The organism is Actinophytocola sp. (genome assembly GCF_035762905.1).
Lineage (GTDB): Bacteria > Actinomycetota > Actinomycetes > Mycobacteriales > Pseudonocardiaceae > DASYTH01.
Map to the genome: position 1 here is coordinate 26360 of NZ_DASUCC010000156.1, position 14947 is coordinate 41306.

The following is a 14947-nucleotide window of genomic DNA, read 5'->3' on the forward strand; positions in this document are numbered from 1 at the left end:
GAACCGGGGGCCGGAACCGGCCGTCCAACCGCTGCCGGCGCTTGTGAGCACGCGGAGGTGGCCGTGACCGTTGACCACCAAGCCCAGGTCGATGAGCTGATCGCCGGCTACCGGCGAAGTCGTGAGCAGCTTGCCGGTGTGCACCGCGCGCTTGCCGCGGTCAGCGGCTCGGCGACCAGCGCGGACGGTCTGGTGACCGCGACCGCCGGGCCGGGCGGCACACTTGCCGGGCTCACCATCGACGAGTCCGCCTACCGCCGGTACCAGCCGCACCAGCTGGCCGAGCTGATCGTGCGCACCGCCGCGGCCGCCGCCGAACTGGTCCACCGGTCCAGCGCCGATCTGGTCGCACCGCTGCTGCCGGCCGGCGCCGACCCGGCCGCCCTGCTGCGCGGCACCGCCGACCTCACCCCGGCCGAGCTGGCGCCGCCGCCGGCCCCGGACGAGAGCTTCGAAGACCGGACCTGGATGCAGCGCGGAGGGATGCCGGGATGAGCGACGGCTTCACCGCCGATGCGGGCACGCTGGCCCGCCAGGCCACCGAGTTCCCCGACCTGGCCGCCCGGGCCGGGACCGTGCACCGGGAGCTGACCGAGACGCTGGCCGGGCTCGGCGCGTGCTGGGGCGCCGACCGGGTCGGGCAGAGCTTCGCCGCCACGCACACCGGACCGGCGGACGCCACGCTCGGCGGGCTGGGCGCGCTGCCGGACCGACTCGGCTCGGTGGGCACGCGATTCGCCGACAGCGCGGCCGCCTACCAGCGGCAGGACGCCGCCGGTGCGGTCCAGATCGAGGCCGCGGACGGGTAGGGGGTAGGCATGGGAATCCAGCTGCCGCCGGAGCTCGCCGACGTCGCCGCGCGGGCCGGGGTGGAGTGGCCGGAGGCGGACGAGGACCGGATGCGCGCGTCCGCGGCGGCCTGGCGGGACGCCGGCGGCAAGCTGACCAACCTGTCCCGGGACGCCGACCACGCGGCCCGCTCCGCGCTCGGCACGGTGCAGGGACCGGCCGCGGACGCCGCGCGGACGCACTGGTCGACGTTCGTGCACCCGGACAACGGGCATCTGACCGGCGCCGCCCGGGGCTGCAACGCCGCGGCCGACCGGCTGGAGCACGCGGCCGACCAGGTGGGCGCGGCCAAGGTGGAGATCGTGCGCAACCTGGTCGACCTGGCCCGGAACACCGACGCGGCGCAGCAGGCGGCCGGCGCCGGCCACCCGACCGCGCTGCTCGGCCTGGACACCAGCGTGCGCGGCACGGCGGCGAACGTCGCCAACATCACCAACAACCTGGTCACCGCGGTCCAGCCGGCCAGCGGGGTGGACATGTCCGGCGTGCGCGACCTGGTGGACGCCAACCCGGGCGGGCCAGGGCCGGACCGGGGACACGGCGCGAACCCGATTGCGGCGGTGGTGGATCCGGTGGCGACCGTGGTTGCCGAGCCGGTCCGGGCCGTGGTGGAACCGGTTTCGACGGTGGTGGCGCACCCGGGGCACGGCGGGGTGGACGGCGCCGTGCCCGCCGTGGTGGACACCGTGGCACCGGGCCTCGCGCACCCAGTGCGCGACGTGGTTTCGGGTGTGGTGGCGCCGGTGCAGGATGTGGTTTCGGGTGTGGCGTCGCCGGTGCAGGATGTGGCTTCCGGTGTGGTGCCGCCGGGTCGGGGGGTGGCGGAGGTCGTCCCCGGGGTGGGCCACGCCGGTCCGGATCCGGTGCCCGGGGCGGGTGTGCTGGACCGGGGCCTGCCTTCCGACGTCACCGGGCCCGGCAACCCGGAGCTCACCGGACCGGTGCGGATCCAGCCCGACCTCGTGCTGCCGGACGCGCCCACGCCACCGGCCGGGATCCCGCTCGGCCCCGGGCAGACCGTGCAGGCCGGGCTCGCCGGAGCGCCGGCCGAGGCCGCCATCGCCCCGGCCCAGACCCCGGCCGCGCCGGCAGCCGGTGGCCCGGTGCCAACCGGGGCGCCACCCGCCGGCCCGGTTCCCGGCGCTCCGGTGGGCGGCGGCGCGCCGGGCGGCATTCCGGCCGCGCCCGCGGCTCCCGGGCCGGTGGCCGGTCCCGGCGCCGGCCCGCCCGTTGCCGGCGGTCCGGTCCAGGGTCCGGATCGCCAGGCACCCGCGGGCGGCACCGCGCCGGCACCGCCCGACCGGGGCCGTGGCGCGTTCACCGCCGCCGTTCCGCCCGGCCCGCCGGCGGCCGCCCAACCGGCCGCGCCCACCCAGCCGACCGCCCCGGTCAAGGAGCGCCGCGAGACACCGGCCGCCCTGTTCTGGGTGCACATGTTCCCGATCGGCCACATTCCGGTGGTCTCCGACGAGCCGGAGCGCCAGCTCGCGCCGCCGGCCCCCGAGCTGGACTACGCGCCCGGCCTGCGGTTCCCCCCGGGCGACCATCCCGAGCACCACGCCGTGGCCGGCACGCAGCGGCTCGAGGAGCTGCGCGCCGGGGTACCGCCGCTGCACCCGGCCGACGGGCTGCCCGCCGCACACCCGACGGTCCAGGCCATGGCCGGCGGCTACGACCCGCTCGGCGGGCAGCACGAACGCGAGTGGGACCGGCGCTACCTGGTCCGGCTGGGCAGCGTCACCGCGCAGGGGATCAGCAGCGAGGGCAAGGAGTTCGCCTGGCCGCCCGGCGAGCGTTACCCCGAGGGCGGAACGGCGCCCGGCGATCCGGAGACGCTCGCCGAGGGCACCGTGATCGACCGGTTCGGCACCCCGGCCGGCCGGGTGTTCTCGGCCGCCGAGACGCCGTTCGCCCGCCGGTCGCTGCCCCCCGACCTGCTCGAGGCCGGCTACCGCCGGTACCGGGTGACCCGGGCGCTGCCGGCCTGGCGCACCGTGTCCGCGCCGTGGTTCGGCCAGTCCGGCGGCGGCGAGCGGTACCGGACCACGTACTCGGCGCTGGAGCTGGTCGCCCTCGGCTACCTGGCCGACATCACCGGAGGTGCGGAGTGAATACCGAGTCGATCGTCGAGTGGCTCGCGGCGGTCGGGGTGCCGGCCGAGGTCGTCTCGATCGGCGCCGAGGCGGACAACGCCTGGTGCCTGGTGCGCGACGAGCTGCCGGCCGAGGACGGCACGGTCGGCTGGGAGGTGTACTGGCGCGAGCAGGGCAACCGGTACGACTGGGCCCGGTTCTCCAACGAGCAGGTCGCCTGTCACTACCTGTTCGGCCGGCTCACCTGGGCCCAGGTGGTGCGCGGCGCGGTCGGGGTGCTGCCGGTCAGCGCCTGAGCAGCTCCAGCGCGGCGGCGTGCAGCGCGCCGTTGGAGGACAAGGCCGAGCCGCCGTCGAACCGGGCCGCCCCGGTCAGGTCGGTGAACGTGCCGCCGGCCTGCTCCACCAGGACCTGGACGGCGGCCACGTCCCACGCGTTCACCACCGACTCCGCCGCCAGGTCCAGCGCGCCCTCGGCCACCAGGCAGTGCTGCCAGAAGTCACCGAACGCGCGGGTCTCCCAGCACGCGTCGGCCAGCCGCAGGTAGGACTCCCGGGAGTGGTACCGGACCCAGGAGCCGAGGTCGGTGGTGGACAGGTAGGCGTCGGCCAGGTCACCAATGCGGGACACCGTGATCCGGCGCCGCGGGTGGTCCCGGTCCGCGGTCCACGCGCCCTGGCCGGTCGCCGCCCACCAGCGCCGGCCAAGCGCCGGGGCACTGACCACACCCACCTCGGGGTGGCCGTCGATGACCAGGGCGATCAGCGTGGCCCAGGCCGGCACCCCGCGGAGGAAGTTCTTGGTGCCGTCGATCGGGTCCAGCACCCAGGCCCGGCCGGCCGCGGCCACCGCCCCACCGCGCTCCTCGCCGAGCACCGCGTCGCCCGGGCGGCGCTGCGCCAGCAGTGCCCGCACCGCGTCCTCGACCGCGGTGTCGGCGTCGGTGACCGGGCTGCGGTCGGGTTTGCGCTCCACGACGAGATCGCGGGCCAGGAACCGGGACCGGGTGATCGCGTCGGCGGCGTCGGCCAGTTCGAGCGCGAAGGTCAGGTCGTCTGCACGGGACGGCACGCGGAGGATGCTCGCACGCCTACGCTTGTCGACGTGAGCGTGGTGCTGCTGGCCGAGGACGACGTGGCGATCGCCGATCCGTTGTCCCGCGCCCTGCACCGCGAGGGCTACGACGTTCGGGTCGTCGGTGACGGGCAGAGCGCGCTGATCGCGGCCGGCTCGGGCACGGTGGACGTGCTGGTGCTGGATCTGGGGTTGCCCGGGATCGACGGACTGGATGTGTGCCGGCGGCTGCGGGCGACCGGCAGCAACATCCCGGTGCTCATGCTCACCGCCCGCGCCGACGAGGTGGACTTCGTGGTCGGGCTGGACGCGGGCGCGGACGACTACGTGGCCAAGCCGTTCCGGCTGGCCGAGCTGCTGGCCCGGATCCGGGCGCTGCTGCGCCGGCGGGCCCCGGGCACCGTCGAGGTGAACGGCGTGCGGATGGACCTGGCCGCCCGGATGGTCACCGTGGACGGCCAGGAGGTGACCCTGGCCAACAAGGAGTTCGAGCTGCTGCGCGTGCTCATCCAGCGGGCGGGTCAGGTGGTCACCCGGGACGAGATCCTCACCGAGGTGTGGAACGGGCCGGAACTGAAGACCAGCAAGACACTCGACATGCACATGTCCTGGCTGCGCCGCAAGCTCGGCGAGGACGGTGCCCGCTCCAGCGAGCAGCGGATCGCCACCGTCCGGGGCGTCGGCTTCCGGTTCAACGCCGACTGACGCCGTGCGCCGCCGAATCCTGCTGGCCATGCTGCTGGCCGTCGCGATCACCGCGTGCGCGCTGGGCATCCCGCTCGGCTACACCGCATCGCAGGTGGTGGAGAGCCTGACCAGGGAGGATCTCGCCACGCGCGCGCAGCAGATCGCGGCCATCCTGGACGACGAGATCGCCAACCGCCACCAGATCGACCTGCGCCGGCTGGAGCTGGCGGTGCCGCCCGGCGGTCGGCTGGTCGTCGAGCTGCCCGGCGCACCGGACCGCACCCTCGGGCCCGAGCTGACCGGCTCCACGGTCAGTGAGGAGGTGCCGATGGTGCAGCAGGGGCGGGTGCGGCTGTCGGTCGACGCCGGGCCGATGCACACCCGGCAGGCCCAGGTGACCGCGCTGGTGTCGCTGGTGGTGATCGCCACCGTCGGAATCGGCGCGATGGTCGCCGTGCTCACCGCACGGCGGCTGGCCCGGCCGCTGCGCCACGTCGCAGAACGGGCGTCCCGGCTGGGCGCGGGCGACTTCCGGCTGGACCGCGGCCGCTACGGCGTGCGCGAGCTGGACATGGTCGCCGAGGCGCTGGACAACTCGGCGCTCGCGTTGGCCCAGCTGGTGCAGCGGGAGCGGGAGCTGGTCGGCGACGTGTCCCACCAGCTGCGCAGCCGGCTGACCGCGCTGCAACTGCGTCTGGAGGCCCTGGTCTCGTTGGGCGACGGGGAGACCGTCGGCGAGGCGCGCGCGGCGCTCGAGCAGGCCGAGCGGCTGGCCGACGTGCTGGACGACATGCTGGCTGCCACCCGGGAGGCCAGGGCGGCCGGAGCCGGGCCGGTGGACCTGAGCCGGGAGCTGGCGGTGATCGCCGAGGAGTGGCGTCCGCCGCTGCGGGCCGCCGGGCGCTCGCTGCGGCTGCGCGTACCGGCCGGACTGCTGGCCAAGGTGTCGCCGGCCCGGCTGCACGAGGTGGTCGGCGTGCTGCTGGACAACGCCCTTCGGCACGGCGCCGGCACGGTCAACCTGACCGCCCGCGGCGGCGAGTCGATGCCGGGCGGCGAGACCGTGCTGATCGAGGTCGCCGACGCCGGCACCGGAGTTCCGGACGAGCTGGCCGCGCACATCTTCGAGCGCGGCGTGTCCGGCAGCGGTTCGACCGGTCTCGGCCTCGCCCTGGCCCGTGCCCTGATCGACTCCGACGGCGGCCGGCTGGAGCTGTCCACGGCCCGGCCGCCGACGTTCACCCTGTTCCTGCCGGTGCCCCGGGTCGCCGACGTCCGCGGTGTCCGCTGGCCCGCCGAGCGCGGCCCCCGGTAGCCACCACAGTGGATCATCGGGACAAGTTCCGCCAACCAACGCAACCTCAGGGGCACCGTGACGCAACCCAGCCACAATCAACCCGCCAACCGCACCACCGGCTGGAACGCACCAACAGCAGTTAAATTCCGGAGAGGCGGAAAGGTCAGGCGGCGCGGTCGGTGCGGCGCGGCCAGCGGATCTCGCGCACCACCCGCTGCCGGGCGTTGGCCTGCGGGAACACCCACTTCTTGAACGCCCACAGCCGGAACGCCATGGCCAGCAGCGTGCCAAGGATGATGCCGGAGGCGAAGTCGGCGATCTCCTGCACCAGCAGGCTCACGTTGGGCTGCTGCAGGTGCAGCACGTACCGGGACACCCACAACGGCAGCGAGTTCAGGCCCAGCCCGATGCCGCTGATCAGGAAGAACAGGGCGGCCTCGTGGTGTCGCTCGCGGCCGCCCCTGGTCCGGAACGACCACTCCCGGTTGAGGATGTAGGACACGATCGTCGCGACCAGGACCGCGACGGCCAGTGCGGTCACCGGCTTCTCGGTCAGGATCGTGAACTTCAGCGCGTAGTTGACCAGCAGCGTGACCAGGAAGCAGAAACCGCCGACCACCAGGAACTTCAGCATTTCCCGATGCTTGATCAGCACCGAGCGCAGCGGCTCCGGCACACGGGTCAAGGCGGTCTCGATCAAGGCCATAGAACCATAGTCTACTGAGCCCGCTCACGGTCCGTCGCATGGCGGCCGATCTCGTGAACAAGGCCACTACAACGGGTGGAGTTCGGCCCGTGATTATCTGTGTGCGTGACCAAGCCTCGCGTCCTGCCGGCGGCCGCGTTCGTCCTGGTTCGGCTCGCTAGGCTGCGCTGATCGTGGACTCTCGGACCGGTTTCCCCGTGGTGGGCATGGTCGGCGGCGGGCAGCTGGCCCGGATGACCCACCAGGCCGCTGTCGCGCTCGGCCAGTCGCTCGCCGTGCTGGCCGCCGCGCCGGACGACCCGGCCGCGCTGGTCAGCCCGGACGTACGGATCGGCCCACACACCGACCTGGCCGCGCTGCGCGCCTTCGCCGCGCACTGCGACGTGCTGACCTTCGACCACGAGCACGTGCCGACCGGGCACCTGCGCGCCCTGGTGGCCGAGGGCGTGACCGTGCACCCCGGCCCCGACGCCCTGGTGCACGCCCAGGACAAGCTGGTGATGCGCACCCGGCTGGCCGGGTTGGGCGTGCCGGTGCCCGAGTTCGCGGCGGTGACCGCCGTGGCCGATGCGGTGAAGTTCGGTGACGAGCACGGCTGGCCGTGCGTGCTCAAGGCCGCGCGCGGCGGCTACGACGGCCGGGGCGTGTGGTTGCTTGCCGACCCGGAGGAGGCCGCGGAACGGGTGGCCGGGTTGCTCGACGCCGGCACGCCGCTGCTGGTGGAGCGGCGGGTGGCGATGCGCCGTGAGCTGGCCGCACTAGTCGCCCGGTCGCCGTTCGGCCAGGGCGCGTGCTGGCCGCCGGTGCAGACCGTGCAGGCGGACGGAATCTGCGTCGAGGTGCTGGCCCCGGCGCCCGGCCTTTCCGCCGAGGTCGCGGCGCAGGCGCAGGAGCTGGCGCTCGGGGTGGCCGCCGCGCTGGACGTGGTCGGCGTGCTCGCCGTCGAGCTGTTCGACACCGAGGCCGGCCTGCTGGTCAACGAGCTGGCCATGCGCCCGCACAACTCCGGGCACTGGACCATCGAGGGGGCCCGGACTTCCCAGTTCGAACAGCACTTGCGCGCGGTGCTGGACTACCCGCTCGGGGCGACCGACGTCCTGGCTCCCGCGGTCGTGATGGCCAACGTGCTCGGTGCCCCGGCCGCGCCCGCGCGGAGCGTCGACGAGCGGCTGCACCACGTGCTGGCCCGGTTCCCGGACGCGCGGGTGCACCTGTACGGCAAGCGCGAGCTGCCCGGGCGCAAGATCGGCCACGTGACCCTGCTCGGCGAGCGGCCGGACGGTCTGCGCGACCGCGCCCGGCTGGCCGCGCACTGGCTCTCCCACGGCGAATGGCTGGACGGCTATGACATCCACTGAGGTCGGCGTGATCATGGGCAGCGACTCGGACTGGCCGGTGATGCGCGCCGCGACCGAGGCGCTGGCCGAGTTCGGCGTGCCGTACGAGGTGAGCGTGGTGTCCGCGCACCGCACCCCGGAGCGGATGCTGTCCTATGCAAGGACGGCGGCCGGCCGGGGCCTGCGGGTGATCATCGCGGGGGCCGGCGGGGCCGCGCACCTGCCCGGCATGGTGGCGGCGGCGACCGTGCTGCCGGTGATCGGGGTCCCGGTGCCGCTGGCGCATCTGGACGGTCTGGACTCGCTGTTGTCGATCGTGCAGATGCCGGCCGGGGTCCCGGTGGCCACCGTCTCGGTGGGCGGCGCGCGCAACGCCGGACTGCTGGCCGTGCGGGTGCTGGCCGCCTCGTCCGAGGCCCTGCGGGTCCGGATGGCGGAGTTCCAGTCGAACCTGGAGCAACTCGTGCTGGACAAGGACGCGGCGTTGCGCTCGAGCCTGAACGGGTGAGGTGCTGGAGCTCACTGGGACGCCCTAGTGAACGACTCCTAACATGGAGCCATGGACGCGGGATACGGGTTGTACCAGCTCGGCGAGGAGCACGAGGAGCTTCGTGCGGCGGTGCGTGCCCTGGCGGAGAAGGAGATCGCGCCGTACGCGGCCGATGTGGACGAAGCGGCGCGGTGGCCGGCCGAGGCGCACGCGGCGCTGTCTCGATCCGGGTTCAACGCCCCGCACATCGCCGAGGAGTACGACGGCCAGGGCGCCGACGCGGTCGCGGCCAACATCGTGGTCGAGGAGGTGGCCCGGGTCTGTGCGTCCTCGTCGCTGATCCCCGCGGCCAACAAACTCGGCACCATGAACCTGATCCTGGGCGGTTCGGAAGCCCTCAAGAAGGAGGTGCTGCCCGGCATCGCCACCGGCGAGCTGGCCTCCTACGCGCTGTCCGAACGGGAGGCCGGCTCGGACCCGGCGTCGATGCGCACCCGGGCGGTGCTCGACGGGGACCACTGGGTGCTCAACGGCACCAAGTGCTGGATCACCAACGCCGGCGAGTCCACCTGGTACACCGTGATGGCCGTCAGCGACCTCACCGCGGCCAAGCCCGCCGACGGCATCTCCGCGTTCATGGTCCGCGCCGACGACCCGGGTTTCTTGGTCGGCCCCAAGGAACGCAAACTCGGCATCAAAGGCTCCCCCACCCGGGAGATCTACTTCGAGAACTGCACCATCCCGGCCGACCGCATCATCGGCCAACCCGGCCACGGCCTGCGTCTCGCCTTCACCACCCTCGACCACACCCGCCACACCATCGGCGCCCAGGCCCTCGGCATCGCTCAAGGCGCCCTGGACGCCGCGGTCGCCTACGTGAAGGAACGCCGCCAGTTCGCCCGCCCCATCGCGGATTTCCAGGGCATCCAGTTCATGCTCGCCGACATGGCCATGCGCATCGAGTCCTCCCGCCACCTCGTCTACGCCGCCGCCTCCGCCGTGGAACGCCACGCCCCCAACGCCACGTTCCTGTCCAGCGCAGCCAAAACAATGGCCTCCGACACCGCCATGTCCGTCACCACCGACGCCGTCCAACTCTTCGGCGGCGCCGGCTACACCACCGACTTCCCCGTCGAACGCATGATGCGCGACGCCAAGATCACCCAAATCTACGAGGGCACCAACCAGATCCAGCGCCTGGTGATGGCGCGGCACCTGCTCAAGGGCTAGATCGACGATCTTGGACTGGCTCCGATCGACGGCAATTTCCATGATCAGGCCGTCTCCAGGCCGTCACCGGAGCCAGGCCGCCCGAAGACCGTGTCAACCGCCACCCGGGCCCGCTGATGGCTCGACGGGACCAGGTGCGTGTAGACCCGCAACGTGAACCCCGGGTCCGAGTGGCCGAGGTAGGTCGCCAGCTCCTTGATCGACACGCCCTGGGCGAGCAACGTCGACGCGTAGAAGTGCCGCAGCGCGTGCATCCCGTCGATCTGCTTGGTGCGCTCGATCCCGGCCGTCCGGAACGCACGCTCCCAGACCGTCTTGGTGAACAGATCACCGGAGTAGAGCCGCCCGTCCACACCAGTCGCGACGAGTCGCACGGTGACCGGATCCCCGGCCGGCTTCCGCCATGGCAGGGTGACCGAGCACGGCGGGTAGGCCTCCAGGTGATCTTTGATCTCGGCGAGCACGCCGGGGGAGAGCGGCACCGTCCGCGTCTTGTTTCCCTTGGGCAGCGCGAACACCAGCGTCCGCTCCACCGTGCGCAGCTGCCGGCGCACGTGCAGGAGAAGCGCGCTCTCGTCGATGTCTTCCGGAGACAGGCCGAAGATCTCCCCCTGCCGCAGCCCGAGCCCGGCACCAATGGGAATCGCGATCCGCCAGCGTTCAGCCATGCCGTCGCGGATCGCCTTGACCCGCGCTTCCGGCCAGATGTCCTTGACTTCCACGGCCGGGCTGGTCGGTCGCCGGATGGTCTTCGCCTTGCACGGGTTGTCCCGGATCAGCTTGTCGTCGATCGCCGAGTCCATGACCCCGGTCACGACGCTGAACAAGACCACCTTGTAGTTGTCGGCCTGGTCCTCGATTTCCCCCAGCCAGTCCCGGATCGTGCTCGGAGTGATCTTCCCGATCGGCAGATCCCCAAGGTGCGGAAGGATCTTGCTCCGCAGCCGGCTACGCAGCACCTCCCGGCTAGCCGGATCGTCGGACTGTCCCTTGATCCAGTTGTCCGCCTGGGTCCGGAACTTCACTCGCGCGGCACGCGGATCGATGTAGCGCCCTTCGCGCTTGTCGTTCTCGACACTGATCAGGAAGTCTTCGGCCTGCTTCTTCTGCCGGTCCGGGAAGGTCTTGGACTTTTCCCGTCCGTCCGGGTCGATGTAGCGGACCTTGTACCGGTGCCCCGTCCCGTACAGCTCGGTCCGCTCCAACACCGGCTTGCCACGCGCGTTGACCATCGGTCTGTCGGTGTCCGGGTCCCGTTTTGGCCGGTACCAGCGATCCTGGATATGCGCCATCGGTCGCCCCCTACGCCGCTTCGGTGGCCCAGGCCCGCACGGTCGCCGGGTCGTACCGCAGGTGCCGGCCGATTTTCCGAACCGGCGGCCCCTCACCCCGCCACTTCCACTGGTAGAGGGTCTTGACCGGCACCCCGAGGTAGGCAGACACGTCTTCGACAGTCCACAGGCGATCAATCGAGCTGTTTGTCTCCATGTCGTCCCCCAGGTCAGGCCGCGTGTTGTGGAGTTGCTGAAACATCGGGCGGTTGCGCGGCCAGCAGTGCCGCGTTGTATTCGGCGCGCCATCGGATTCGCTCGGCGATTGCGTGCATGAGCAGGTAGGCCCGGGGTGGCACGTTCGGGTCGCCCGGTTCGACCTTGAACCAGGCCAGCCGGGCCCGATCCGGCTCGGGCTTCTGGATCCCCAACGCCGCCAACGCCTGCATCACGAAGGCCTTCCGGTCCGCCCGGTGGTCGGCCAGGGTCTTGCCGGACCACTTGCGCGAGACCAGCACTCGCCGCCCGGGTAGGCCGAGGGTGGTGCGCCGGTGGGCGCGGCTTTTGCAGTGCCCGGGTGTGGTCTTGCGGGAGGCACCGACCGGTTGGATCCCGTAGAGCAGCCATATCGCGCACCGCGTCGAGCACGGCGTGACGGACAGCTCTTCGTGGAGCCGGTCGTGGTGGGCCCGTTGCCGGTCGGTGTCGGCCGCGACGACTTCGCCGACGGTCTTGGTGAGGTATTTGGTCAGGTAGCCGATGTGTCGGCCGGCCGCTTCGGTGCCGCCGAGGATGCCTTTGGAGTGCACTTGAGCGCCGAAGGTTGCCAGGTGCGCCGGCTGCTCGACGTGGTCGACCGCGTCGGCCCACTGGGTGAGCGGCGCTCGGGTGTCGGGGTCGAGGAACTGCTCGCCGTCCCACACCGGCATCGGGCCGTTGCCGTAGACCAGTTCGTCGTGGTTGGGCCACCACACCTGCAGGTAGATCGCCGCGGTGACCTGCCGCAGAATCTCGTGCGGGATCGACCCGCGCAGGGCGGCGTGCAGGTGCGGCGCCACCCGCTTCTGTGGCTCGACGGTGGCGAAGTACTGCACGTCCCAGCCCACGCAGCGGCGTAGGTTCTGCCACCACCGATCCACCAGGCTCGCGAAGTGCACCGCGTTCCGGGCCGCCCGGCGGTAGTCATAGCTGGCCGGGTCGACCGGGGTGCCGTCATCGCGCACGCGGCCGTAGCTGTCGCAGGTCAGGGTGATGAACATGGACGGGCGGAATCGCCCGGCGAACTCCCGTCCGAGGGTGCGGTTCTCGACCTTGCGGCGGGGCAGGTTGGGTGCGTCCTGTCGCCGCCGGGTCGACCGGTTCGGCACCCGCTCACCGGGCCCGTCCGGGTTGGGTAGCCGGCCGCGCATGCCGAGCGTGCGTAGTTCCTCATCAGCGGAGTGGATCTCCTCGCGCAGCTCGTCAGCGTCCCCGGCCCGTTCCTCGTCGACCGCCTGTCGGTAGGCCGCAACGAGATCGGCCCGGAACTCCAGCAGCGCCGTCTGATCTCCGGTGGGTGGTTCGGGGGTGAAGTCCGGCTCTGCGGTCAGGTGCCAGCCCTCCCGGCACTAGGCCATCCGCAGCGCCCGGGCCTTGCGCGCACACGGCCCGCACTGCGATTCCACCGTGGAGCCGCACGGGACGCCGACGTAGTTCAGTTCGCCGGTGTCGCGGTCGGCGACCTCCATGGTGAACGGCCGCACGCACACGCCGTGTTGTTCGGCGGTTGCGGTGATCACGTCCAACGCGAGGGGTTGACGCATCCGTTCCGCGCGGGTCTGCCCGGCCACATCGGCCGGCAGGGTCGGAATGGCGCTCATTCCGCCCACCCCCGCAGCACCCCGAGCGGGATCTCGCGCCGCTGTCCCGGGTGCAGGTCGGCGCCGAACACCTCGGCCTCATAGGGCACCCCGCCGAAGACCCGCACCGCCTCGTCGACCATCCGCCCGACCACATCCAGGTGCACCGCCAAACCGTCGGGCACCCGCCAGAGGATCACGCTGACTGCGGTGAGGGTGTCGGCCCAGCCCAGCAACGCCGCAGCCAGCGCCGGCAGCTCCTGGCTCCACAGCTGCACGGTCACCACCTCACCGTCCAGACTGTTGATCGCCGCCTGGACTGAGAAGATCTCCCCGCCTGGCTCGGCCACGGCCAGGTGATCCCGGATCGCACCCAGCAACCGCATGAAGGCCTCCTGCCGGCTCATGCCGCCGCACCCCCGTCCGAGTCCCCACCCGCCACTGGGAACGCCACAACCTCAGCCGCCCGGGCCGGTAGGGTCACCCGCCCGATCAGGTAGGCGCCGAGCTGGGCCAGGTCGTCATCGGTGACATGGAACGCCCGGGCTCGCACGGGTTCGCGCCGGCCGTCTTCCTTGACCCACGCGACACCCGGGGTGTTCTCGCTGATCTCGTGCGCGTTGGCGCCGCGTTGGCGCACGCCGTCGCCGAGCACCATGTCCACCTGCGCCGCCTCGTCCAGGCGCATCGCGACGCGGGTGGAGAACAGGTGCCGGAAGCTGATGATCTCCTTGCGCGGGTCCTGCAACAGCCCCAGCACGCACACCCCGGGCGCCCGGCCCTGCGAGGTGACCGTCTGGATCGCCCGGGTTGCCCGCTCGCGCAGGGTCTTATCCGGTTGGTAGGCGATCAGGTCGGCCAGCTCGTCGATCACCAACAGGAGAAACGGATCCCCGGTCTCCGGTGTCCAGACCCGGCGCCGGCCCCGGTAGGACTCCGCGCGCCGTTTCACTTCCTGGGCCAACCACTCCAGCTGAGACACGGCCTTGGCGCCGTTGTCAAAGACGACCCGGTCGAACACCTCCGGTGCCGCGCCCAGCTCCATGCCGCCCTTCGGGTCGATCCCGATCAGCTTGACCAGCCCGGCCCGGATCGCCGGGGCCAGCGCCCAGGCCACCGCCCACAGCAACGACCCCTTACCCGCCCCGGACACGCCCACGGTCAGGACATGCGTGCCGAGCAGACGTAGCCGTAGCGGTTTGCCGGTCTCGGTGCGGCCGATCACCACCCGTCGCAGATCCACGCCGGCCGGATCCTCACCCAAGGCCGGGACCGGGATGGGTCGGGCCAGCGGGTCGGAGTGGATGAAGTCCAACTCCACGACACCCGGCTTGACCACGCGAACCCGGCAGGAGTTCGCGTGGAAGGAGTGCGCCAGGCCGGAGGCGTGCAACTCCCACTGTTCGGGTGCTTGGCCTTTGATCATGCGCACCCGGACCAGGTCGCGCCAGCCTTCGGCGCGCACCCGCCGCAGCCTGGGCCGGTGCTCCTGGCCCCGCTTGTCCTTGGCCAGCTCCGACAGCCGCATGACCGTGCGCCACTGGCACGCGTAGATGACGAACCGGCGAAACTCCGTACGCGGACGCGGCAGCACGAACCGGGCGAACGAGGCCCGCCAGCGCCACCACCACACCGCCAGGCCCACGATCAGCACACCGCCGAGCACGGTCAACGGCCACTCACCCAGCAGCGACCACAACCAGCCGACCGCCACGATCACGCCGATCGTCAGCGGATACCGGTAGACGACCCGGCCGGCCTGATACGCCAGCCAGGACAACAGGATCACCGCCGCAACCGGCGCCAGGACCACCTTGACCCAGAAGGGCAGCAACGTCCACCACGGCAACTGCGGCCGCGACACCTCCAACGGCGCCGGATCCACCCAGCGCGACTCCCGCCCGCTCATCGCCGCTCACCCCCGCCGGGCGTGAACTCCAGCGCCAACGCCCCGGAGCACCGGGCGCACTCGGTCTCGCCGGGCAGCAGTCGGGCGAACCGACGACACTTCGCACATCGCGGACGGGCAACCCCGGCTAGCGGGACTCCCTCCGCACGGTCTAGCCTTTCCACTT

The 14947-nt window shown here is 72.2% G+C and carries 15 protein-coding genes and 1 pseudogene; 9 read left to right on the forward strand and 7 right to left on the reverse strand.

What is annotated here, in order from left to right; genetic code table 11:
- The first annotated feature begins 63 nt into the window (after positions 1 to 63).
- From VFV67_RS34665 to VFV67_RS34680, 4 genes are read left to right on the forward strand one after another with little or no spacing between them, the layout of a single operon-like run.
- Positions 64 to 495, forward strand: a complete 432-nt coding sequence (locus tag VFV67_RS34665) for a YbaB/EbfC family nucleoid-associated protein (RefSeq protein ID WP_326474951.1) — start codon at positions 64 to 66, stop codon at positions 493 to 495.
- Positions 492 to 809: a hypothetical protein gene (locus VFV67_RS34670; protein ID WP_326474952.1), complete on the forward strand. Its 318-nt coding sequence runs from the start codon at positions 492 to 494 to the stop codon at positions 807 to 809. The genes VFV67_RS34665 and VFV67_RS34670 overlap by 4 nt, the downstream gene beginning before the upstream one ends.
- Before the next feature lie 9 nt (positions 810 to 818).
- Positions 819 to 2960: a TNT domain-containing protein gene (locus VFV67_RS34675; RefSeq protein WP_326474953.1), complete on the forward strand. Its 2142-nt coding sequence runs from the start codon at positions 819 to 821 to the stop codon at positions 2958 to 2960.
- Positions 2957 to 3238, forward strand: coding sequence for a hypothetical protein (locus VFV67_RS34680; protein ID WP_326474954.1), 282 nt, complete (start codon positions 2957 to 2959; stop codon positions 3236 to 3238). The genes VFV67_RS34675 and VFV67_RS34680 overlap by 4 nt, the downstream gene beginning before the upstream one ends.
- Here the strand turns inward: VFV67_RS34680 and hisN are convergent.
- Positions 3228 to 4013: a histidinol-phosphatase gene (hisN, locus tag VFV67_RS34685; protein WP_326474955.1), complete on the reverse strand. Its 786-nt coding sequence runs from the start codon at positions 4011 to 4013 to the stop codon at positions 3228 to 3230. The genes VFV67_RS34680 and hisN overlap by 11 nt on opposite strands.
- A gap of 33 nt (positions 4014 to 4046) precedes the next feature.
- On the opposite strand from hisN, the gene VFV67_RS34690 reads away from it, so the two are divergent.
- Both VFV67_RS34690 and VFV67_RS34695 read left to right on the forward strand, forming a co-directional pair.
- Positions 4047 to 4721, forward strand: a complete 675-nt coding sequence (locus VFV67_RS34690) for a response regulator transcription factor (protein WP_326474956.1) — start codon at positions 4047 to 4049, stop codon at positions 4719 to 4721.
- Positions 4722 to 4725: 4 nt separating this feature from the next.
- The gene (locus VFV67_RS34695) at positions 4726 to 6018 is read left to right on the forward strand and encodes an ATP-binding protein (RefSeq protein WP_326474957.1); all 1293 of its coding nucleotides are present in this window, start codon (positions 4726 to 4728) and stop codon (positions 6016 to 6018) included.
- A 145-nt stretch (positions 6019 to 6163) separates the two neighbouring features.
- Here VFV67_RS34695 and VFV67_RS34700 read toward each other — a convergent pair whose 3' ends face one another.
- Positions 6164 to 6706, reverse strand: a complete 543-nt coding sequence (locus tag VFV67_RS34700; protein ID WP_326474958.1) for a GtrA family protein — start codon at positions 6704 to 6706, stop codon at positions 6164 to 6166.
- Positions 6707 to 6879: 173 nt separating this feature from the next.
- On the opposite strand from VFV67_RS34700, the gene VFV67_RS34705 reads away from it, so the two are divergent.
- From VFV67_RS34705 to VFV67_RS34715, 3 genes are read left to right on the forward strand one after another with little or no spacing between them, the layout of a single operon-like run.
- Positions 6880 to 8064, forward strand: a complete 1185-nt coding sequence (locus VFV67_RS34705) for a 5-(carboxyamino)imidazole ribonucleotide synthase (protein ID WP_326474959.1) — start codon at positions 6880 to 6882, stop codon at positions 8062 to 8064.
- Positions 8051 to 8551, forward strand: a complete 501-nt coding sequence (gene purE, locus VFV67_RS34710) for a 5-(carboxyamino)imidazole ribonucleotide mutase (protein WP_326474960.1) — start codon at positions 8051 to 8053, stop codon at positions 8549 to 8551. The genes VFV67_RS34705 and purE overlap by 14 nt, the downstream gene beginning before the upstream one ends.
- A gap of 51 nt (positions 8552 to 8602) precedes the next feature.
- A complete protein-coding gene (locus tag VFV67_RS34715) occupies positions 8603 to 9763 on the forward strand; it encodes an acyl-CoA dehydrogenase family protein (RefSeq protein WP_326474961.1) in 1161 nt (386 codons plus the stop codon).
- Between the two features lie 44 nt (positions 9764 to 9807).
- Here the strand turns inward: VFV67_RS34715 and VFV67_RS34720 are convergent, their stop codons facing one another.
- The 5 genes and pseudogenes from VFV67_RS34720 to VFV67_RS34740 all read right to left on the reverse strand — a co-directional run bounded on the left by VFV67_RS34720 (position 9808) and on the right by VFV67_RS34740 (position 14781).
- On the reverse strand, positions 9808 to 10995 hold the full coding sequence (locus tag VFV67_RS34720) for a site-specific integrase (RefSeq protein ID WP_326474962.1): 1188 nt from the start codon (positions 10993 to 10995) through the stop codon (positions 9808 to 9810).
- A 70-nt stretch (positions 10996 to 11065) separates the two neighbouring features.
- Positions 11066 to 11251, reverse strand: coding sequence for a helix-turn-helix domain-containing protein (locus VFV67_RS34725; RefSeq protein WP_326474963.1), 186 nt, complete (start codon positions 11249 to 11251; stop codon positions 11066 to 11068).
- Positions 11252 to 11264: 13 nt separating this feature from the next.
- Positions 11265 to 12893: pseudogene (locus tag VFV67_RS34730) on the reverse strand (replication initiator).
- Positions 12890 to 13279, reverse strand: a complete 390-nt coding sequence (locus tag VFV67_RS34735; protein ID WP_326474964.1) for a hypothetical protein — start codon at positions 13277 to 13279, stop codon at positions 12890 to 12892. Before VFV67_RS34735 ends, VFV67_RS34730 begins: the two are co-directional and overlap by 4 nt.
- The gene (locus VFV67_RS34740; RefSeq protein ID WP_326474965.1) at positions 13276 to 14781 is read right to left on the reverse strand and encodes an FtsK/SpoIIIE domain-containing protein; all 1506 of its coding nucleotides are present in this window, start codon (positions 14779 to 14781) and stop codon (positions 13276 to 13278) included. Before VFV67_RS34740 ends, VFV67_RS34735 begins: the two co-directional genes overlap by 4 nt.
- Positions 14782 to 14947: the final 166 nt, after the last annotated feature.